Below are 19216 nucleotides of genomic sequence, written 5' to 3'. Positions count from 1 at the left end.
CCTATCGAAGGCGGTGGAGCAATCCACCGCCTTCTCTCGTTTGACTCAAATTTTCGAGCGGTGTACCGTCGCTCTTTGCGATCCTTGCTGAAAAGGTTGGAGTACGCCCCGGTCTGGCTGCTGATGCGTGCCATGGCACTCCTCCCGCGCCCTTTGGCCCGCGCGCACGGCATCTTCATCGGCTACGTGGCATATCTGATTCTGCCGCGCCTGCGCCGTGTCGGCCGCCGTAACCTTCAGATCGCCTTTCCCGACAAACCCGAGCGCGAACGCAATCGCCTCCTGCGCGGTATGTACGTTTCGCTAGGACGCCTCCTCGCCGAGTTCTGCCTCTTCCCGCGTTATAACCGCCAGAACGTCGAGAAGATCGCTGTCTATGCCGGGTTCGAAAACTTCGAGCAGGCCGAACAGCTTGGGAAGGGCGTCCTGCTGCTCACCGGCCACGTCGGTGGCTGGGAAATCGGTTCTTTCGTGCACTCGATTTACGGTCACCCGATGAACATCGTGGTCCGCCCGCTCGATAATCCTTATCTCAATCAGCTTGCCGAAGACTTCCGCTGCCGCTTCGGCAATCGCCTTCTAGGGAAACAGGACTTCGCTCGCGGCCTCCTCGCCGCCATGCACAAAGGCGAGACTGTCGGCATATTGATGGACACCAATATGACGCCGCCGCAGGGTGATTTCGTTCCCTTCTTTGGCGTCCTCGCTTGTACTGCCACAGGAATGGCCCGCGTCGCCATGAAGACCGGCGCCGCCGTGGTTCCTGCATTCACCGTCTGGGACGACAAACTCCGCAAGTATCGCGTGCTTTTCGAACCTGCCATCAAGCTCGTAAATACCGGCAACACCGATGCCGACGTCCTCACCAACACCGCGCTCTTCAACAAAGCGATCGAGGATGTTATCCGCCGCTACCCCGACCAATGGCTCTGGGTGCATCGTCGCTGGAAGACCCGGCCGCCCGGCGAGCCGTCCATTTACTAAGGTTCTCGGTGTGAGCTCCGTCATTGCATCGTTCCGCGGATAGGCATATATAAGCAGCATGTCCGCCACCTTACAGAAGCTCGCAGAGCTCACCGGATCCAGTCTCATCGGCGATTCAACGTTAACCATTTGTTCCGTCGCGAACCTGAACCACGCCACGCCGCGCGATTTGGTTTTCTGTGAGGACGAGAAGTATCTCGGTGACGCCTTCGCCAGTCCCGCCGCTGCGATCGTGGTCGGCGAATTTGCGGCCTCTGCCCACGACGCTCCCAAGCCGCTGCTCATCTCCACGCAGCCGCGTCTGGCCTTCGCCAAAGCCGCAAAGGTCCTCCGCTCCCATAAGAAGCGATCCGGCGGCATCGTGCATCCCACGGCGGTGGTTCCACCGACCGTCGTTTTCGGCGCCGAGGTCGTCGTTGGCGCTTACGTCGTTCTCGGCGAGCACGTACACATTGGCGATCGTGTGTGTATTGGGGCTGGGGTCTGCATCGGTAGCGATGTGAAAATCGGTACTGACTGCGAGATCCACTCGCGCGTCACGATCTATCACGGCACCCACATCGGTAATCACGTCATCATCCACGCCGGCGCCGTGCTCGGCAGCGATGGCTTCGGCTACGTCCGCGACAAACTAACCGGTCGCTACCACCAGATGCCGCAGATCGGTCATCTTATCGTCGGAGATCACGTAGACATCGGCGCCAACGTCACCATTGACCGCGGTGGGTTGGAAGACACCGTCATCGGCGCCGGCACAAAGCTCGACAACCTCGTGCATATTGGGCACAACGTCAGAATCGGTGAGAACGTAGTGATCGCCGCTCAGACCGGTATCTCCGGCAGTTGCACCATCGGCGCCGGATCGATCATCGGCGGCCAGGTCGGTATGGGCGACCACGCTACGCTCGAAGAGGGAACAATCCTAGGCGGACAATCCGGCATCCTTTCCGAAAAGATCTTCCGCGAAAAAGGTCCGTGTTTCGGAACGCCGGCCAAGCCTCTGAAGCAGTATCTGCGTGAACAGGCGGCGCTCTCGCGTCTCTCCCGCCGCAGCGAGTAACATCCAATCAGCATGGCCATCGTTGTCATTGGCGGACACTCGCGCGACGTCGGTAAAACCAGCGTCGTTGCCGGTCTCATCGCCGCGCTGCCCGAGCGCCACTGGCTGGCGATGAAAATCACGCAATACGGCCACGGCGTGTGCTCCGCCAACGGCGAGCCCTGCGACTGCGTCACCGCCGACCACAGCCTCGCCGTCTCCGAAGAACACAATCGCGCCGGCGATACCGACACTTCACGCTTCCTAGTTGCTGGCGCCGAGCGTGTTCTCTGGGTGCGAACCCAGCAAGGCATGCTTGCTGAAGCGATGCCTCGCGTCCGCGCCGAAATCGCCAAGGCCGAGAACGTTATCATCGAGTCCAATAGCGTGATGAAGTTTATCCGCCCGGCGCTGTACATTGCCGTCCTCGACCCCACACGCGCCGACTTCAAATCCAGCGCACGAGAGTACCTAGATCGCGCCGATGCCATCCTCATGCGCTCAGGTGAAGGTCAGGTTGAATGGAAGAATGTCTCGCTAAAGCCGGCGCAGGGAAGACCAGTGTTCGAGTTCAAGCCCCCGGAATATGTTCCAGAAGCGTTCGCTGAATTCGTGCGCGATCAACTGGAGATACCCTCCTAACCCTATGCCACGCGTTCTTCCGGCTCGTCAACTCTTGGCGTACTAACATTCCCACCTTCCATCCCGATCTTCCCAATCATCGCGTTCATCAGCCCAATCGCCGCACCACGCGCCAGCAATTCCGTCATTCTGCCGACAATTCCAATCTCTTCCTCTCCAACGCCTGCCTCGAGCAACTTTGCAATTTCGAGGTTCACCTGCACCGGAATCTCGAGGGCGCATTTCCACGCGCTCTCACGGATATCAAACACCATGCGCTCGTGAATGGCTGTATTCAGCAGAGGCTTCAGAACCCGCCAATACGCAAATAGCAACTCAGGCGAATGGGTCAGCGATCGCTGTTCATCGGAGTAGTACGCCAACTCCAGCAGGTGGCGTTGTTCATCTAAAACGCGTTTTACAGGCGGACTTGTCGTCTCTGAGTTCACGAAATCCGGTGAGGACATAATCGCCATCAGACCCGCTGGATGCCCCGCAACGTCAAGTCCGACCGGCCCTTCGAATGCCTGCGACTGCACGCTGAGCATGAGCAGCATGGCCGATTCGACGAAGCCGAATAGCTCCATCTCAGCCGCGGCTTCCGCCGCGCTCAGCCCTTCACCTATCGCCGCAACCTTAAAATAATTGTGCACATCGGTGTAGGCCTCTGCCCGTAAACGGGCTGCGGAGTCGAAGAACTCTCGTGTCGCGAGCAATGGCCGCATCGCCTTAATCAGCGCATCGAGGAACGCCGGATACGCGGCGAACGCCTGGAAGGGAACTGGCACATACCCGATTCCCAGCGCAAATTTCAGTTCTTCGAAGACCTCGGCCACGCGCCCCGAAGCTTCACGCTCCTGCAACAACGTCAGTCGATTTCCTCTTCTCCATGGCATATCTCTCTCCGATGTAATCGGTGCCAGAAAGGACGTAAGGTGTAGTCCCTAAGAGTTCCGTACAATGGTGAAAATGGCCGAGCCATTCGAAATTCTTTTTGACCGCGCCGAGCTTTCGCCCGTCGAGCACCCGGCGTACGCACGTTATGGCCATCTCGGGTTCCCCTCGGCTCCATTCGATCGCCCGTGGATCTACTCCAACTTCGTCCAGTCACTCGACGGCATCGTCTCTCTTCTCGGCCGTCATTTCGCTGGCGGCGACATTTCACAATCGCCCGACGATCGCTGGCTCATGGACCTCCTGCGCGCGCACGCCGACGCCATCCTCACCGGCGCGACCACGCTTCTCGACGAGCGCAACGCGCGCGGCGCCGATAGCCGCGGCATCGTCTTCCGCGTCGTCGATCCCGAGGTACAGGACCTCCGCACGAAACTCGGCCTTGGTCCCGAGCGCAACCTCATCGCCACCGGACACGGCAAACTCCCATGGCGCGACCTCAAGCTCTTCGACGGCAGCCAAGTCGAGCCGGGTATCGTGACCACCGAACTCGGAGCCACGAACCTCGGCTCGCTGCCGTCGCACGTTGCGCTCATCATCGCCGGCGAAGGCCCGTTGATTGACTGGTCGCTAGCTGCGCACAAACTTCGCGACGACCTAAATATCCGCAACCTGCTCTGCGAAGGCGGCCCCACGCTCTACGGCGCGCTCGCCCGTGCCGACCTGATTGATGAAAAATTCGTGACCATTTCCCCAATCGAGACCGGTCAGCTTGTTCCGCCCGAACAGGAACGTCAGCCCAATGAAACCGGCCCTGCCTTGTTGCGCCCCACGATTTTCGGTGGTCCCGGCTTCACCAAGGAGACCGCGACGTGGTGGCGCTGGATCAGCAGCCGCAAGCTTGGTGACCACGAGTTCAATCGGTATCGCCGCCGACGGGTACAGAACTCGTAAACCTATATCCACAAATGTATTTGCTACACTCGATGAGTGAAGCGAATCCATAAGCAGGCATGGGGAATGGCCGTTCTCTCCGGCGTTCTTCAGGTGCTGATATTTCCGCGGCCTGCTTTGTACTTCCTGTGTTGGATCGCCGTCGCCCCTCTCATCATCGCCATTCTGCGCGCTCGCGATCCCGATGCCGTGCAGCTTCTCGCCGAAGGTGGCTCGAGCTTCCTCGCGCCTGCCAGCCTGAAGCAAGGCTTCTTCCTCGGCTACGCAAGCGGCATCGTGTGGTACCTGGGAAGCTGCTACTGGGTCTTCCACGTCATGCACCTCTACGGAGGTCTGAACGTCTTCGTCTCCGCGATCCTGCTCATCATGTTCGCAATGTACCTTGGGCTTTATCACGGGCTGTTCGGAATCTTGCTCGCACTCAGTGCGCGTAAGCGCCAGGGATACAGCCTGCGCGCTCTCGTGCTCGCGCCGTTTCTCTGGGTCTCGGTGGAACTGGCGCGAACCTACGTCACCGGCTTCCCATGGAACCTCCTCGGCACCGCGCAGGTGGACAACATTCCCCTGGCTCGCATTGCGACCTTCACCGGCGTCTACGGCTTGTCATTCGAAATCGCCCTTGTGAACGCCGCCTTTGCCGCGGCTGCTCTCGTTGCTCGCCGCCAGCGCGCCACCATGCTGGTTGCCGCCATCTGCGCGACGATTGGCCTTCAAGTCTGGCGGCTCGTCCCGATGCAAGCGCCGCCGCCCAACAGGTACGCGGTGCTGGTGCAGGAAAATATCCCGGTCAAAGACATCGAGTGGACCGAGCCTGCGCTCAACTCCACGCTCGCCGACCTTGCGAAGTTCAGCGTGGCGCCGAACAATGCGACTGCCGACGATCCCGGCCTCATCATCTGGCCTGAATCACCCGCGCCGTTCTTCGTCACCGACTACCACTTCCGCGGCGCGATGATGAACATCGCCCGAGAGACGCACTCGTATGTAATTGCCGGCAGCATCGGTATCGAGAACACGGGCAGGGAAGACGTACAACCCAACGTCTATAACTCTGCCGTGCTCATCACGCCCGACGCCAAGTGGTCTGCGCGCTACGACAAGAACCACCTCGTGCCGTTCGGCGAATACGTTCCGTTCGCATCTCTTCTGAGTTTTGCCAAATCGCTTACCCATGAAGTCGGGACCTTCAAGCCCGGCCACGAACGCAAGCTCCTAGATCTGGGCAAGCAGCAAGTTGGCGTCTTCATCTGTTACGAGAGCATTTTCCCGAATGAAGTGCGCCAGTTCGCCGACAACGGCGCCGACCTCTTCATTAACATTTCCAACGACGGTTGGTTCGGCGACACCGGCGCTCCTGGTCAACACTTGAACATGGCGCGAATGCGTGCGATCGAGAACGAGCGCTGGCTGCTGCGCTCCACGAACACTGGAATTACTGCTTCGATCGACCCTTACGGACGCATTGCGGCCGTCCAGCCGCGCAACGTTCGCGCCTACATGCAAGCGCCCTACGCGTATCTAAGCGGGAAGACCTTCTATACTGAGCACGGCGATTGGTTCCCCATCTGCTGTGTCATAATTTCGTTAGCGGCGCTCGTCATCCGGCATCGCCCGGAGGCAGAAATGCCCCAGCCGCAACCGGTCTAACCACGCATCGAAAGGCTCCAATGTTTGAGGAACTCGAGCAGGAATACGTCGAGCTAAGCAAGAAAGTCCGTGAGCTGAAGGAGTATCTTTGACGCTCCCCGGCTCCGCACGCAGTTGGCGGAAGTAGAAAAAGAAGCTGCCGATCCCAACCTCTGGGGCAATCCTGAAAATTCTCAGCGTGTAATGCGCGAACGCAAGCGCCTGGAAGACGCGCTCGCCACCGACAAAGACCTCAGCCGCCGCACGGATGACATCACCGCCTACTTCGACCTCGCGAAAGAAGGCGAAGACATCACCGCCGATCTTCGCCGCGAAATGGACCAGCTCCGCGACATCGTCGAGAAGCTCGAAACCGAAACGCTGCTCAGCGGCGACAGCGATCGCCTCAGCGCCATCGTCACCATCCATCCCGGTGCAGGCGGCACCGAGTCGCAGGACTGGGCCGAAATGCTGCTCCGCATGTATCTGCGCTGGGCTGAGCGCCAAGGCTTTGAAACGACCGTCAACGACTACCAGCCCGGTGAAGAAGCCGGGCTGAAGTCGGTCACAATTACCGTCGCAGGGCAGGACGCCTACGGGCTTCTGACCAGCGAAATCGGTGTGCATCGGCTGGTGCGGATTTCGCCGTTCGATCAGGCGAAGCGCCGTCATACCTCGTTCGCCAGTGTCTTCGTCTCGCCGGAAATCGACGAGAGTATTGAAGTGATCGTCAAACCGGACGACATCCGTACTGACACTTACCGCTCCGGCGGCAAGGGCGGCCAGCACGTCAATACCACCGACTCAGCCGTCCGTATCACGCACTTCCCGACGGGCATCGTAGTGAGCTGTCAGAACGAGCGTTCGCAGCATAAGAACCGCGAACGCGCGATGAAGATCCTTCGCTCGAAGATCTACGAATACGAGTTGGAAAAGAAGCGCGCCGCCTCGCAGAAAGTCGAAGACTCCAAGCTCGACATCGACTTCGGCTCGCAGATTCGTTCGTACGTCCTGCACCCGTATCGCATGGTGAAGGACCATCGAACGAAGTTCGAAGTTGGCGATCCCGATCGCGTTCTAGACGGCGACCTGAAGGGCTTCATTCGCGCTTACCTCCTCATGCGCCGTTCGGAGTCCAAGGGCGGAGACTCAGCGCAATCCGCTTAGTCGACGTTCCCCACGTTTGTCGTGTGACCCATCACACACAGCCGTGTGCTCTGCTTCACAGACCTGTCGCCCAATTGTCGGCGAAGCTACGAGAGTGGGTGACTGCGGCGCGATCGCGCTTCCGGTTTGCGCCCTGGCGTTAGGACCCCGGTTCTTTGAAAACTCCGTCCCGCAATCACACGACACGAGAGCGTCCGCCCTAATTCGGAGCACCAATTTGCTCCTCAAAACCACGAATATTTCGGCGGAAATCGCGAAAAGTTCGCGCAAACCCCACATTTTTTGAACTCTTCGGCCCGAAAATTCGCGAGAATTCGAATGCCTATATCTCCAAATTCCTTCGTGTTTTCTTTCGTGTTCTTCGTGGTTTAGGATTCTGCCTTAATGTCCGATAACACGCAGAAATCTTCAGAAAAACCCACCTAACTCCTACGCCGAGAGGAATTTACCTCTAAGTATCTTTAAAAATAGGAATTTGCAGAGATTGCATAGGCTAAATTATTGAAAACACTAGAGGGTGGGGAGGGGGGTGGGGTACTCGCAAAAAGGACAGACCGAGCTCCCTGACCGATTGCAACCGGCACGAACCGCCCGCCTTGTTATTCTTGTCCATGCCGCCCGCCGCTCCCAACCAACCCTTCGGACCGAAGTTTGACGAGGCCCTCCTCCTCGCGCACGATCTTCATCGTCACGACATCCGCAAAGGCACCGGACGCCCCTACATCTCTCATCTCCTCGGCGTCTGCTCGCTCGTGGTTGATTACGGTGGCGACGAGGAAATGGCCATCGCCGCTCTCCTTCATGACGCGGTCGAAGACCACGGGGGCCGGCCCATGCTGGAGCAAATTCGCGAACGCTTTGGGGATCGCGTAGCGCACATCGTCGACGGCTGCACCGATAGTTACGTTCTCGACGCTTCGCAGAAAGAGCCGTGGTTGCAGCGCAAGCAGGAGTACCTGGCGCGCATCGTCCATGAAGACACCGACACTCGCCTCGTTTCCGCCGCAGACAAGCTTTACAACGCGCGCACCATTGTCCGTGACCTTCGCCTCGAAGGCCTCACCGCGCTCGACCGCTTCAACGGCGGTCGCAAGAACACCGTTTGGTACTACGACGAACTCGTCCATGCCTACCGCCATGCCGGCACCAACGACCTCGTCGAAGAGCTGGCAAATGTTGTGGATGAGATGAAGCGGCTCACAGGCTACAATCGTCCCGCAGAGATGCCTCGAATCGCCAGCCAGGAGCCGTGTTAGCGCGATGAAGCGAATGATCGAGTTGATCAAGTCGTCGGCGATCCCCGCCAACATGATGCGGAGCGCCGCTAAGGGCGCGCTCTCCGTAGCGCCCGGCGAGATGATCGAAATTCTCGTCTACCTTGCGGGCCATCCTGTTTTTGGCAAAGAGGCGAGCCTGACCCTCGCGGGATGGAGCGAGAAGGATGCAAAGTTGGTCCTGGCCGATCCGAAGTGCTCGCCGGATGTCCTCAACTATTTCATGGACGCCGGCAACTTCCGCCTTCCACTGCTGAACGCGCTGCTTGCTAATCCATCGGTCACCGAAGACATGATGGTTCGGCTTGCAATGCAGGCTTCCACTCGCGTGCTGGCGAACATGTTGTGGCATCCACGGGTGCTCGGCAATATCTCTACCCTGCATGCCATCTCGATGAACATCAGCCTGCCGGAAGAGGACGCAATCGTCGTCCGCTCGGCGCTCGCCAACCTCGGCGAGAACACCGACTACCTCATCGAGCAGGCCCAGTTGGACGTGGATCCCGACGAACCCGTGTTCGCGGAGGACATTCTCAACGGCGAACTCCAGCGCTACACCTCGGAGCACGCCGACGAGATCGCCGCCGAAGAAGGAAAAGCCTTCGAGATCTATGTCGATTCACCGGCGCCCGTTCAGGAAGATGCCATTGCGAACCCGGCAGGAGGCGTTATCAGTGGCGCTGGAGCCGTACCCTCGCTCATTAACACGGCGACTGCCGCACAAAAGCCGGAAGTCGTGCAGGGTAAACCGGATCCGTCCATCCGCAAGAAGGTCAGCGCCTTCCAGAAGATCGCCCGGTTGGGGGTGGGCGAGCGCGTCCAACTCGCGATGAAAGGCTCCAAGGACGAGCGTTTCATTCTCATTCGTGATGGGTCCAAGGTCGTGTCCGCCGCCGTCCTCGAAAGCCCGAAGCTTACCGACCAGGAGGCCGAACTCTTCGCTTCGCTGAAAAATGTGCAGGAGAGCGTGCTGCGCGGAATTTCATCAAAACGAAAGTTCATGCGCAGCTACCTCGTGCAGCGCAACCTCTGCACCAACCCACGCTGTCCCCTCGATATCTCGCTTCCATTGGTCAAGGGCCTCATGATTAACGATCTTCGCGGAATGTCGACCAACAAGAATGTTAACGACACCATTCGCAAAATGGCCCTGAAGCTCTACAAACAGCGCGCGGAAAAGAAACAAGAATAGGAATTGCGACATCCAACCATCATGTCCACCGATCCGATTGCCGAACTCCTGAAGTCCGCCAAGACCATCGCTGTTGTCGGCCTCTCCGACAATCCCATGAAGCCTAGCTATGGGGTCTCGCAGTACATGCAGTCGCACGGCTACAGGATCATTCCAGTCAATCCGCAGGTGTCTGAGGCCCTCGGCGAGAAGTCGTACGCGTCGTTGCTCGATATTCCGGAAAAGATTGATATCGTGGATGTCTTCCGGCGTCCTGATGCCGTGCCCGAAATCGTGGACCAAGCGATCCAGCTGAAAGTTCCAGCGCTGTGGCTCCAGGAAACAGTCGTCCACGAAGAAGCCGCGCAGAAGGCCCGCGACGCCGGGATTTTCGTCGTGATGGACGAGTGCATCCTGAAAGAGCACCGCAAACGAATGCGTTAAGCTGACGCCGCCTCTTGCACTGGTTGCGCTCGTAGCACACGCAACATTGTCGACTGGTTGTGCTCCACGAACGCATCGCGCTCGCGCAGCAGTTCTTCCAGGAACTCTCTTCGTAGAGCGTCAAGGCGCGCGTTGTCCCAGCGCTCGGCGGCATCGAATTCTGCCACTTCGAGCAGGTTGTCCATCACCGAGAAGAGGACATCGTTACTCTTCTTCGTAACTGCAGCGAGCCTCCGTCGATACTCTTCCAGCCCGTCGATTCCCGGATACAGCCGCTCCATGATGGCGACCTCGTTCCAAGCCCAGTTCAATTGCGGCGAGAGTGCTCGATACCCATGGATCCATCCCCAGACATCCACGATCTGCGACAGCGAGTTATACATCTTTGAAACTCTCGGATCGAGGAAGTCATACGATGGTGCGCAGACATCTCCAAGCAGCCGGCCAGCGCGTTCCAGTTCGTCCTTGATCGGTGTGCCGTCGTAGGGAAGCATGCGACAGAAGACTGCGGCGGCGCAGCCGTCGTTCAAGATCGTGCGCAGGAAACGCAGGTTCTGCTTGATCGACTCCAAGGTGCTGCCCGGATCGAACATCATGAAGCCGAACTCGAAGAGCAGGCCGACCTGCTTGAGCATTTCGACGGCGCGGATGTTTTGCTCCACCGACACTTGCTTGTGCAGTGTCTTCAGTCCTTCTTCGTTGCCGGACTCAAGCCCCATGTAGACCAGGTACAGGCCTGCGTCGCGCATCGCGGTGAAGATCTCGGGTTCTACGGCATCGGCACGGCAGTTGATCTTCCAGATTACGCGCTGCGCGAGACCACTGCGGTGCATGCAATCTACGAAGTCGTAAGCCCAGCGCCGCCACACCGGTCCGAAAAGAGGGAAGTCGTCATCCTGGAAGAGGAAGATGGAGATGCCGCGCTCTTCGTGCATCGCTTGCATTTCTTCGATCACTTTCGCCGGCTTGCGCGTGCGGACGATCTTTCCTGGCGCGGTGCGGTAGAACGTCTGGATGGAGCAGAAGGAGCAAGTACGGGCACATCCGCGGCTGGCCAGCAGCGGCAGGGCTTTGCGTCCCAGCGCTTTCTCCGGCTCAAAGTTTCGTTCGGGATAGGGGAGGGAATCGAGATCATCCACTAACGAACGCATCGGGTTGGTGACAACACCGGTCGTTCCGCGATAGGCAATTCCCTGGAGGTCATGCCAGTCGCGTCCTGTGCCAATCACGTCGGCGAGTTCCAGCAGCGTCATCTCGCCCTCGAAGCGCACTACGCTGTCCAGTTCCGGCAACATGCGCAGCGTCTCCTCGTGACTCAAGCTGGGGAAGTGTCCGCCGATGGTGAAGTGGCAATCGACGCCGGCCGCGCGCAACGCCTGCATTAGAGCGTCGAACTTGCGAATATAGAACTGAAATATGAGGGAAAAGCCAACAATCATCGGCTTGCTCTGCCGCGCCGACTCGATGATCTCGCTCGTCTCTGCCTCGAAGTCGCAGGTCAGTACGCTATAGCCGTGCTCGCGCAGGGTTGACGCGAGGTAGCCTAAGCCCAGGTTTCCCTGGTGCTGGAAGCCAATCAACATCACAGGACGGCTCGTGTCTCGCTTCAATGAAGACGAGAAGAGTGGCAACGGCAGAATTCCGGCGCTATCAGGCATACGAATCCTTCATGAAATCAAGATTGAAAAAAAGCCGGTGCCACTCGCGCAGCACCGGGCTCGTTCAATGTCCTGCTGTTTTTCCTGCTATGGCGCCGGCCATCTTCGCCACGCCTGCCGCCTGAACCTTCAAGACTTCTGCTTTTACTTCCAGGCTGATGGCGACCAATTGCCGCTGGGCTGATTGATCGAGGATTTTGAAAATCTCCATGTCGATCGGATCCCACCACCAATTGCGATGGAACAAGAGGTCCGAGTCAAGGTTTGCCATGTGTGTTCCTCCAAAAATGAGATTTGTAACTGCTGATTTCCTGGGCGAATAACAGAAGGGTGCACTTAGGGGTCGCGTTGCGCCGCACAGCGCCATACGCGTCGCACATACTGTTCCGGTATTGCTAGCCCGTCAAGAGTGGCAATAGAACATTGCCGTGACGAACTAGACCAGCGAAGGGAAACGAACTAGAACACCGTAGTGAGACGAACTAGAACAGCTTGAAAGAGGAACTCGGAAGGAAGGGTGGTGTTCTTGCAGTCACGGCGCGGAGTGTCCTGCTGTCTCTTCGCGCCGTGACGGAATCGCTTGTTAAAGTGCCCGGTCGGACACTTATTGCTTCAACTTCACCCTTGTCATATCGACGACGATTGGCCGCTCCAGGACGGTCTCCATCGTCGAGCCGGCTTCGAGCCTCACATCCGGTCCGCGGGATAACAGAACGGTCGCAAGTCCAATGATGCCGCCACCCGCAGCGCCGACTCCCGCGCCCTTGCCACCATCTGCCGCTGCGCCAATCAGTCCGCCGAGGCCTGCTGCTTGCGCGATTGTCGCCGCATCTTTGCCCTTGTTACTGTCGCCCTGGATGGTGCCTTCCTTGTCCTTCATCTTGCCGTTTTCCATGCCGGGAACATTGTCTACGGCACCGGGCAGTAGAAGCGTATAACCGTTGGCGAAGATCAGTGTATTGAAGTGCACCAGCACCTCAGCTCGTCCCTTCACTCGTCCCGGACGCTTCACATTGCTGATCGTGCCTTGCACGTAGCTTCCCGCAGGGATGATGATGTGGTCCGAAACCACGACAGGGAACGTCGTTTCCGCATACACTGCGTCGCCTTCATGGGCCGACTTCGTAGTGATTGCATGCTTCAGCGCAAGCGGAATCTTCGTTCCCGCCGGCAGGGTGATCTCCTGCGACGGGTCGCTGTTCGCCGGACGTGTTGGCTTCAGTTGCGGCGTCGTATCCTGCTGCGGAGCGTTTAGATCGATGGGCGTGCTCTGCCCAAACATTGTTGACGCCCCTAAGACCGCGATTGCGAGTAGTACGTGTTTCATAACACTCCCCCGAACTAGCGTAGCGCGAACATCGCGTTGACGTGGGCGGTAACTTGGATCGTCTGCGGCGTGAAGTCCGCAGTTGGCGCGGCCATGGGCGCTCCCATTCTCGCCTGCGCCATCATGGGCGATGCCTGCATCATGCGGATGGGCATGATATCCGTCGTATCAATTGACGCGTAGGATAATTCGCCGAGTTGTCGTCCCGCCGTCTCGGCCACCGCAGCGGCTTCATTCTTCGCGCGACGGAACGCGTCTTCTGCTGCTTTCGTTTTTGCGGCCTCGGTATCTTGCAGGATGTAGCTGATGGACTGGTTCTCCGTCACATCCATGTCGCCGAAGGCCTCGGCCATGGCGCCGACTTTGCTGAAGTCGCGCAGCTTGACCTTGATGCTGCTGCTCACTTTGTAGCCGACGACTTTCTGCTTAGGATTTTTCCAGTCGTACATCGGCGCCACCGAGAAGAACCCGATCTCCGCGTCTTTCACATCAATGCCGTTTGTCTTCAGGATCTGCCGCACCTGTTCCGCCGCGCGGGTGGCGCGATCGTAGGCTGGTTTGATCTGGTCCCCTTGCGCTCCAATGTTGAATTGCACCAGCGCAGTATCGGGATTGGCTTCATACCTGCCGTCCGCGCCTACATAGATGGAATTTTGCACGGCCGTGACCGTAGGCCGATCTTGCGCGAACGTCGCGATGGAAAACAGTGCAATCCCAGAAACAATCCCAGCCCAAATCTTTCGGTACATTCATTTCCTCCAGGAAAACGACTGCCACCAAAATACAGCGGCGCAGTCCCCCGGTATAGCTAGTTGGACTGCGCCGTCGTATTTTCGTAATCCAAAGCGGTTCAGGGCAACACGATGCCCCGGTCCAGCCGCAGCACCAGCTGCGATCCTTTATCGAGCAGGATATTGCGGTCGCTCAGTGTCGCCATGCTCGCGCCCGCTGCTGCACCTGTTGCGGCGCCGACGGCTGCACCTCGGCTGCCTCCGGCTGCTTGTCCGGCGCTCGCCCCTACGACGGCCCCTACACCCGCGCCTTCCAGGGTGCGGCGCATATCAATCGCTTTGCGCTCGATCTCGCCTTCCGGTCCCACCGGTCTCAAGCCGTGTTCGCTTGGGACCTCCACGACCGTTGCCGAGAGCGGCAGCCAACCGCGGGAAGTCTCAATCTCGTCGAAACTCAGCAGCAGGCGCGCATTGAAGCCGCGGTCCACTTCGCTTACATGGCCGGTGATCATTCGTCCGCCGGGGATCCGCTGTCCGCCTGCAGTGGTAAGGGGCTCGCGGAGCAGCGCGCGGAAGTGCTTCCCGCGCGGAACGCTTGCGGTGTCAATCGGGTCTTCGAGCGTGATGAGGAAGCGATAGCCATCCGGGACCTCGTTCGTTCCGACGGCCTCATAAACCTGCCGCGAAGCTGGCGGCTCGGGCGCCGGTTCGGCGGCTGGCTCTGCGGCGGGTTCCTGACCGGTGATTTGGGGCGGTTCAGCGGGTGGAGGCACCTGGTCACGAGTATGCAGCTCTTGGGCGGATACGAAACTGGCCAGGAGAAGGGTAGCGGAGAACAGTGAGGCACGAAGCATACAAAACCTCTTCGGATGTTGAGATGCGGACGAAACCTTACCGCTCTAAAACCCATCGGTTCGACGAGAGTTTCGCAATTCGGTTACGAAAGTATTGTGAAATTCGGCTACTCTGAAACCTTATGCTTGGGTTTTGCGTCAAAGTTGAGGTATGGTGCAGATAACACCGGGGTTGTATTAGGGAAACGGGAGGCGCGTAATGCGCAAATGGTATTTACCACTGACGGTGCTGGGACTCGGCGGCATAGGTGCCGCACTCCTCAGTCCGCGCGGCCGGGCTGTCGTAAGTTCTTGGTTTGAAAGGAATTCTCGCGGCGAGTCGAAGTTTGTGGAATGGAATGACACCGCCCAGTCCGAGCTTGCCAAGATTCAGAAAGCCCTCGACCGTATCGCTGAGCACCTCGACCCCGGACACGAACGCTTGGCGTAACCAAAGTCTCGCTCGAATGAGATAGGCTGGCGAACCTGCCAGCCTTTTCTCTTTACGGGTGGATTTCGTTAAGTCTGCCCGCCATCTTTATGTCCCGATGCGTGACACCGCCCGAATCGTGGGACGTCAGTTGCAAGGTCACCCGGCTATAGACGATCTGGATGTCAGGATGATGGCCGGCCGCCTCGGCGGCGTCCGCGACTTTGTTTACGAACTTCATGGCTTCCAAGAAGTCCTTAAATTCGTACTTCCGCTCGATGGCGATGCCGTTTTTCGCCCAGCCATGCAGCGACCCAAGCGCGGTTTGGAGCTCCGGGTCGGTCAGCGTCTTGCTCATGATTGCCTCCTCGATGTCTGCAACATGGTACCTGAGAATTGCCCTCGTATCCCGAGTGATGCCGGGTCCCAAGTTGTTGTAGCTCATCAGCTTCTCGTTTGATGTTTAGATGTTGCGGTAGGCATGGACGCTTACCCTTGACTCTGGCAAATTGCCACCATGAGAAAAGTGCTCCTGCTCTTTCTTTTGACTCAGGCGCGCAACAAACTGCAGGGCCAACAACTTTCGGTGATGGTGGTGGAATCGCGAACAGGGAGTCCACTGGCAAACAAGACTGTCGAACTGAGATTCAGACCCGATGCGCTCACGTCCGAAGTTACCAGCAAGACAGGCAAGGACGGCATAGCCAAGTTCGTGCTTCCAACGCCGCCCCCAACAGAGATCTACGACGTGACTATTCCAAACTCTGAAATCGCTGAGTGCGCTGCGCTGAAAGACTTGCAGTTGGACGAAGTCCGCCAGCGCGGCATCATCTCCCCATCCTGCGATCCCAAAAAGGACGCCAGTCTGGATTCGACATCCGGGGTGATTGTGCTTCGCGTCTGGAAACTTTCGCTTTGGCAGAGATTGATGCGCAGGTCAGAGGCTTAGACGCCACCCTCGCTGTTACTTTGAGGAGGAGCGTTTTGGGCCCCTCCTCTTTGTTGTCAGTCAACGCGGCGTGAACACCGCCGTCGTCAGGGCCGGCACCGTTACGCTCCCGTTGCTGTTGTAGGTGGACTGCTTCACGACCGGGTCCGTGGAGTGTTGCAGCACCGGATGGAGTTGAAGACGCAAATTCGCCAGCGACGCATCGCTGATCGTCTGCGACGCATTACTGCCGTTGAACACCACCACGATCTGCTGACGTCCCGTTCCCAGCACCACGGCAATTACGCCCGGGATCTGGTTCGGACCGACATTCAGGAACCGCAAGTTCGCTTGGATTTGCGGCTCGGTACTCATGCGGAACAGCGGTGAGCTGTAGCGCACGCGCAACATCTCGCAGAAGTGGTCGTATGCGCGCTGGATGTTCGCCGGTTGCGGCATCAGTGCTGGGTCGGCGAGTAGTGGTTGCAGGTCGCTCCATTGGAAGCTGTTCTGGCTCGCGATCGGCAGGCCCACGCCCCAGTTGTCGGTTTGCAGGGTCCAGTCGATCTTGTTGAACCAGTCGCCGGAGTCGTAGCTGTTGTTGTCACCCGACTTCGAACGCAGGATGTCGTCGCCTGCGTGGAAGAAGGGAATACCCTGACCGAGCAGGATAAGACTGTTTGCCAGGTTCTGGCGACGGGTGCGGTCGGCAATTGAGTCGGTGATGTTCGACTTCAATTGCACCGCATCGAAGATGGTTTGATTGTCGTGCGCGGATGCGTAGCTGATGTCTTCGATCGGCTGCGCGGTGTAGCCTGCGTGCTGTCCGTTGTAGTCCACGCTGCCGCCGGTCACGGTGTTGCCATTGCTATCCGTGAAGCTGTAATCGCGCAGGTTTCCGGTCAGGCCGATGCGGATCCAATCGCTTTCCTGCAGCAGCTTTGCTTTCTGTGTGTCGCTGTCGCCGATGGAGAACGTGGTGTTCGGGTCGGTGAATAAGCCGGTAGCGAAGCCTTGCTCGCGGACATCGTTGAATGGTCCACCACCACGCACGCCATCGCGCGTGCGGTCGTTGAACGATCCAATGCCGGTGCCATACAGATTGCTCTGCATGGCGTTCTTGCCGAGCGCGTTGTTGCCGGTTTCGCCGAAGTTCCAACCCTCACCGTACAGGTAAACCTTGCGGCCATCTACGCCATCGTTCCGTAGAGTGAGCTGGTCAAGCGCCTGCCGTACGTGCTGGATGTTCGACAGCAAATGGAAGGACATGATGTCGAAGCGGAAGCCATCCACCTTGTATTCCTTGGCGAAGGTGGTCACCGCGTCGATCATCAGCTTTTCCATCATGCGATGCTCGGTCGCCGTGTCGGCGCAGCAGCTTGCGAAGTAGTTCGCGCCGTTGGCGTCGAGACGATAGTAGTAATCGGGCACAACCTCATCGAGGACGGAGTTTGGATTTTGTCCGAAGCTGCTGGTGTGATTGAAGACCACGTCCTGAATCACGCGCAGCCCGTTTGCATGCAGCGACTCGACCATCGCACGATATTCCTTCGTGCGACTGGCGGCATTCACTGCGTAGCTGCCCTCTGGCGTGAGATAGTGCAGAGGATCGTAGCCCCAGTTGAAGCCGTCCTGCCCCTGGATGGCTGCCACCGCCGCCTGCTGCTGGTCGGAGTCTGGCGGATAGACGCTGAGATCTCCCGTCGTCTTCCAGGTAGTCTTGTCTTCATTCACACTGGCAATGTCGAAATTCGGCAGCAGATGGACTGCTCTCAATCCCGACTGCGATAGGCTGCGCAGGTGCTTCATGCCATTCGACGTTTGGTCGGTGAACGCCAGATAGGTTCCTCGCTGCACCGCTGGAATCGTGCTGTCCGTCGCGCTGAAGTCGCGGATGTGCAGTTCATAGATGCTCAAGTCGTTCCAACTCGCCAGCGGCGGAGAGGGAAGCAGGTCCCATCCCAATGGCTTGTTGGACGCGTCATCGAGGTCGATGATCTGGCTCTTCGTGCTGTTCAGCGACAGGCCCAGCGACCACGGATCCGTGACGACATTCTCTACAACCGAGAACGTGAACGGCGTGTAGACCTTCACATTGAAGAGGTAGTACTTGTTCTTCCACTGTGGCTTGCCCTGCACGCTCCACACGCCGTTGCTCTCGTGCATCGGCACGACCTGAGTTGGAGTCGCGTCGGTTGCGGCGTTGAAGAGTTGTAGAGCGACGGATTGCGCTGTCGGAGCCCACACGCTGACCGTTGGCACGGTCCCGCGGAACGACGGCCCCAGTTTCCCGCTGTAAAAGTACAAATCGTCGAGCACGCCGGGCGTTTGTACTCCTGTCGCGTAGGTTAGATTTCCGGCGCTATCCACATCGGATACTGCGACTTGCCCCTTCAAATACATTGCGTAGTTGAAGCTCCTCGCGTTCTGCAGATGGAAAGCGGCGTAGCCATTGAGTTGCGGGAACGTCGCCAACTGCGCCGGCGTGAGTCCGCTCGGATCCGGAGTGAGCAGGGTGCTTTGGCCCCCGGTCAATCCAGTGTCCGTAATCGCCAGCCCTGCGCTCAAGTCCGAGTGCAACCTCACCGTGTCGCCGCTATGGAAATACGCGGCCTGGATGGCGATCGTGTTGCGATCAATCCAGTACGCCTGCAGACGATGGAAGTTCGCCGACAGCAACTGCGACTTCGTCGGCTGCGTGTAGTAAATGGTCGAGTCGCCCGAGATGATCCAGGCATTCCGCCCAGGTTGCGTCACATCCATGTACATATCGGGGCCGGGATCCTTGGTATCGCCCTTGTGGATGATGAATCCCAGCGGCGTGGTTGCGTCGAACAAATCCACGTCGAAATAGATTCCATAGCTATCGCTGCCAGCGGGTTGCAGCGGAGTCGTCCACGTGACGTTGTCGGTGGTGTTGTTCCAAACATGCAGGCCCCAGCCAGCGAACTGGGCGTCGGGACGATAGTAGTGAATGCGAGCTTGAGTTGGTCCTTGCGCGTAACCCGCAAGCGTGCAGAGCAAAATGAGCACGGGCAGAGAAAGTCTGCGGAGCATAGGGGAGTCTCCTGTCATTCAATTGAGGGGTGGAACGCGGAACGCATCCCCACTTCTTCTCTGGAAGCGGGCTTGGTT

General features: G+C 58.5%; 19 protein-coding genes. 11 read left to right on the top strand and 8 right to left on the bottom strand.

The features are described from left to right. Positions 1-60 precede the first annotated feature (60 nt). From ACID345_RS12095 to ACID345_RS12085, 3 genes are read left to right on the top strand one after another with little or no spacing between them, the layout of a single operon-like run. Positions 61-984, top strand: a complete 924-nt coding sequence (locus tag ACID345_RS12095; RefSeq protein ID WP_320408730.1) for a lysophospholipid acyltransferase family protein — start codon at positions 61-63, stop codon at positions 982-984. A gap of 58 nt (positions 985-1042) precedes the next feature. Then, positions 1043-2044 (top strand): UDP-3-O-(3-hydroxymyristoyl)glucosamine N-acyltransferase, encoded by a 1002-nt coding sequence (gene lpxD, locus ACID345_RS12090; RefSeq protein WP_011523147.1) that lies wholly within the window; start codon positions 1043-1045, stop codon positions 2042-2044. Between the two features lie 12 nt (positions 2045-2056). Continuing rightward, positions 2057-2665, top strand: coding sequence for a hypothetical protein (locus tag ACID345_RS12085; RefSeq protein ID WP_011523146.1), 609 nt, complete (start codon positions 2057-2059; stop codon positions 2663-2665). A 2-nt stretch (positions 2666-2667) separates the two neighbouring features. Here the strand turns inward: ACID345_RS12085 and ACID345_RS12080 are convergent, their stop codons facing one another. After that, the gene (locus tag ACID345_RS12080) at positions 2668-3540 is read right to left on the bottom strand and encodes a halocarboxylic acid dehydrogenase DehI family protein (protein WP_011523145.1); all 873 of its coding nucleotides are present in this window, start codon (positions 3538-3540) and stop codon (positions 2668-2670) included. Positions 3541-3604: 64 nt separating this feature from the next. On the opposite strand from ACID345_RS12080, the gene ACID345_RS12075 reads away from it, so the two are divergent. The 6 genes from ACID345_RS12075 to ACID345_RS12050 all read left to right on the top strand — a co-directional run bounded on the left by ACID345_RS12075 (position 3605) and on the right by ACID345_RS12050 (position 10174). Next, positions 3605-4492, top strand: coding sequence for a RibD family protein (locus ACID345_RS12075; RefSeq protein WP_011523144.1), 888 nt, complete (start codon positions 3605-3607; stop codon positions 4490-4492). Between the two features lie 66 nt (positions 4493-4558). After that, the gene (gene lnt, locus ACID345_RS12070) at positions 4559-6139 is read left to right on the top strand and encodes an apolipoprotein N-acyltransferase (protein WP_011523143.1); all 1581 of its coding nucleotides are present in this window, start codon (positions 4559-4561) and stop codon (positions 6137-6139) included. Between the two features lie 20 nt (positions 6140-6159). Next, positions 6160-7285 (top strand): peptide chain release factor 2 gene (gene prfB, locus ACID345_RS12065; RefSeq protein WP_148210098.1). Its coding sequence is split into 2 segments (ribosomal slippage): positions 6160-6228 and positions 6230-7285, totalling 1125 coding nucleotides; the frame shifts between segments, so codons are not numbered across the junction. Positions 7286-7881: 596 nt separating this feature from the next. Next, a complete protein-coding gene (locus ACID345_RS12060) occupies positions 7882-8541 on the top strand; it encodes an HD domain-containing protein (protein ID WP_228370773.1) in 660 nt (219 codons plus the stop codon). 4 nt (positions 8542-8545) lie between these two features. Beyond that, complete coding sequence (locus ACID345_RS12055; protein WP_011523140.1) at positions 8546-9751, top strand: hypothetical protein; 1206 nt, start codon at positions 8546-8548, stop codon at positions 9749-9751. A 3-nt stretch (positions 9752-9754) separates the two neighbouring features. Further along, positions 9755-10174, top strand: a complete 420-nt coding sequence (locus ACID345_RS12050) for a CoA-binding protein (RefSeq protein ID WP_228370772.1) — start codon at positions 9755-9757, stop codon at positions 10172-10174. Here ACID345_RS12050 and ACID345_RS12045 read toward each other — a convergent pair. From ACID345_RS12045 to ACID345_RS25485, 5 genes are all read right to left on the bottom strand, one after another. Continuing rightward, on the bottom strand, positions 10171-11832 hold the full coding sequence (locus ACID345_RS12045; protein WP_011523138.1) for a B12-binding domain-containing radical SAM protein: 1662 nt from the start codon (positions 11830-11832) through the stop codon (positions 10171-10173). The genes ACID345_RS12050 and ACID345_RS12045 overlap by 4 nt on opposite strands. Before the next feature lie 64 nt (positions 11833-11896). After that, positions 11897-12103, bottom strand: a complete 207-nt coding sequence (locus tag ACID345_RS12040; RefSeq protein WP_041855661.1) for a hypothetical protein — start codon at positions 12101-12103, stop codon at positions 11897-11899. A gap of 333 nt (positions 12104-12436) precedes the next feature. Next, positions 12437-13159 (bottom strand): hypothetical protein, encoded by a 723-nt coding sequence (locus tag ACID345_RS12035; RefSeq protein ID WP_011523136.1) that lies wholly within the window; start codon positions 13157-13159, stop codon positions 12437-12439. A gap of 14 nt (positions 13160-13173) precedes the next feature. Continuing rightward, complete coding sequence (locus ACID345_RS12030; protein WP_011523135.1) at positions 13174-13908, bottom strand: SIMPL domain-containing protein; 735 nt, start codon at positions 13906-13908, stop codon at positions 13174-13176. Positions 13909-14009: 101 nt separating this feature from the next. Next, a complete protein-coding gene (locus ACID345_RS25485) occupies positions 14010-14744 on the bottom strand; it encodes a hypothetical protein (protein ID WP_011523134.1) in 735 nt (244 codons plus the stop codon). 199 nt (positions 14745-14943) lie between these two features. Between ACID345_RS25485 and ACID345_RS12020 the strand changes: the two genes are divergently transcribed. Next, positions 14944-15174 carry a hypothetical protein gene (locus ACID345_RS12020; protein WP_041855660.1) on the top strand — a complete coding sequence of 77 codons (231 nt, stop codon included), beginning with the start codon at positions 14944-14946 and terminating at the stop codon, positions 15172-15174. Positions 15175-15226: 52 nt separating this feature from the next. Here ACID345_RS12020 and ACID345_RS12015 read toward each other — a convergent pair whose 3' ends face one another. Continuing rightward, the gene (locus ACID345_RS12015; RefSeq protein ID WP_011523133.1) at positions 15227-15511 is read right to left on the bottom strand and encodes a 4a-hydroxytetrahydrobiopterin dehydratase; all 285 of its coding nucleotides are present in this window, start codon (positions 15509-15511) and stop codon (positions 15227-15229) included. Positions 15512-15670: 159 nt separating this feature from the next. Here ACID345_RS12015 and ACID345_RS12010 point away from each other — a divergent pair, with 159 nt between their 5' ends. Next, positions 15671-16102, top strand: coding sequence for a hypothetical protein (locus ACID345_RS12010; RefSeq protein WP_011523132.1), 432 nt, complete (start codon positions 15671-15673; stop codon positions 16100-16102). 60 nt (positions 16103-16162) lie between these two features. On the opposite strand, the gene pulA is transcribed toward ACID345_RS12010, so the two are convergent. Next, complete coding sequence (gene pulA / locus ACID345_RS12005) at positions 16163-19138, bottom strand: pullulanase-type alpha-1,6-glucosidase (RefSeq protein WP_011523131.1); 2976 nt, start codon at positions 19136-19138, stop codon at positions 16163-16165. Positions 19139-19216 lie beyond the last annotated feature (78 nt).

Source organism: Candidatus Koribacter versatilis Ellin345, assembly GCF_000014005.1.
In the GTDB taxonomy this organism is placed as follows: domain Bacteria; phylum Acidobacteriota; class Terriglobia; order Terriglobales; family Acidobacteriaceae; genus Korobacter; species Korobacter versatilis_A.
Note: the sequence above shows the minus strand (reverse complement) of the source record. Positions and strands in the feature narration are given on the sequence as shown.

Bases quoted from the DNA above. Each gene is read 5' to 3' on its own strand.
- lpxD (WP_011523147.1), top strand. From the start codon at position 1,043: ATGTCCGCCACCTTACAGAAGCTCGCAGAGCTCACCGGATCCAGTCTC.
- ACID345_RS12085 (WP_011523146.1), top strand. From the start codon at position 2,057: ATGGCCATCGTTGTCATTGGCGGACACTCGCGCGACGTCGGTAAAACC.
- ACID345_RS12080 (WP_011523145.1), bottom strand. From the start codon at position 3,540: ATGCCATGGAGAAGAGGAAATCGACTGACGTTGTTGCAGGAGCGTGAA.
- ACID345_RS12075 (WP_011523144.1), top strand. From the start codon at position 3,605: ATGGTGAAAATGGCCGAGCCATTCGAAATTCTTTTTGACCGCGCCGAG.
- lnt (WP_011523143.1), top strand. From the start codon at position 4,559: ATGGCCGTTCTCTCCGGCGTTCTTCAGGTGCTGATATTTCCGCGGCCT.
- ACID345_RS12055 (WP_011523140.1), top strand. From the start codon at position 8,546: ATGAAGCGAATGATCGAGTTGATCAAGTCGTCGGCGATCCCCGCCAAC.
- ACID345_RS12045 (WP_011523138.1), bottom strand. From the start codon at position 11,832: ATGCCTGATAGCGCCGGAATTCTGCCGTTGCCACTCTTCTCGTCTTCA.
- ACID345_RS12040 (WP_041855661.1), bottom strand. From the start codon at position 12,103: ATGGCAAACCTTGACTCGGACCTCTTGTTCCATCGCAATTGGTGGTGG.
- ACID345_RS12035 (WP_011523136.1), bottom strand. From the start codon at position 13,159: ATGAAACACGTACTACTCGCAATCGCGGTCTTAGGGGCGTCAACAATG.
- ACID345_RS12030 (WP_011523135.1), bottom strand. From the start codon at position 13,908: ATGTACCGAAAGATTTGGGCTGGGATTGTTTCTGGGATTGCACTGTTT.
- ACID345_RS25485 (WP_011523134.1), bottom strand. From the start codon at position 14,744: ATGCTTCGTGCCTCACTGTTCTCCGCTACCCTTCTCCTGGCCAGTTTC.
- ACID345_RS12020 (WP_041855660.1), top strand. From the start codon at position 14,944: ATGCGCAAATGGTATTTACCACTGACGGTGCTGGGACTCGGCGGCATA.
- ACID345_RS12015 (WP_011523133.1), bottom strand. From the start codon at position 15,511: ATGAGCAAGACGCTGACCGACCCGGAGCTCCAAACCGCGCTTGGGTCG.
- ACID345_RS12010 (WP_011523132.1), top strand. From the start codon at position 15,671: ATGAGAAAAGTGCTCCTGCTCTTTCTTTTGACTCAGGCGCGCAACAAA.
- pulA (WP_011523131.1), bottom strand. From the start codon at position 19,138: ATGCTCCGCAGACTTTCTCTGCCCGTGCTCATTTTGCTCTGCACGCTT.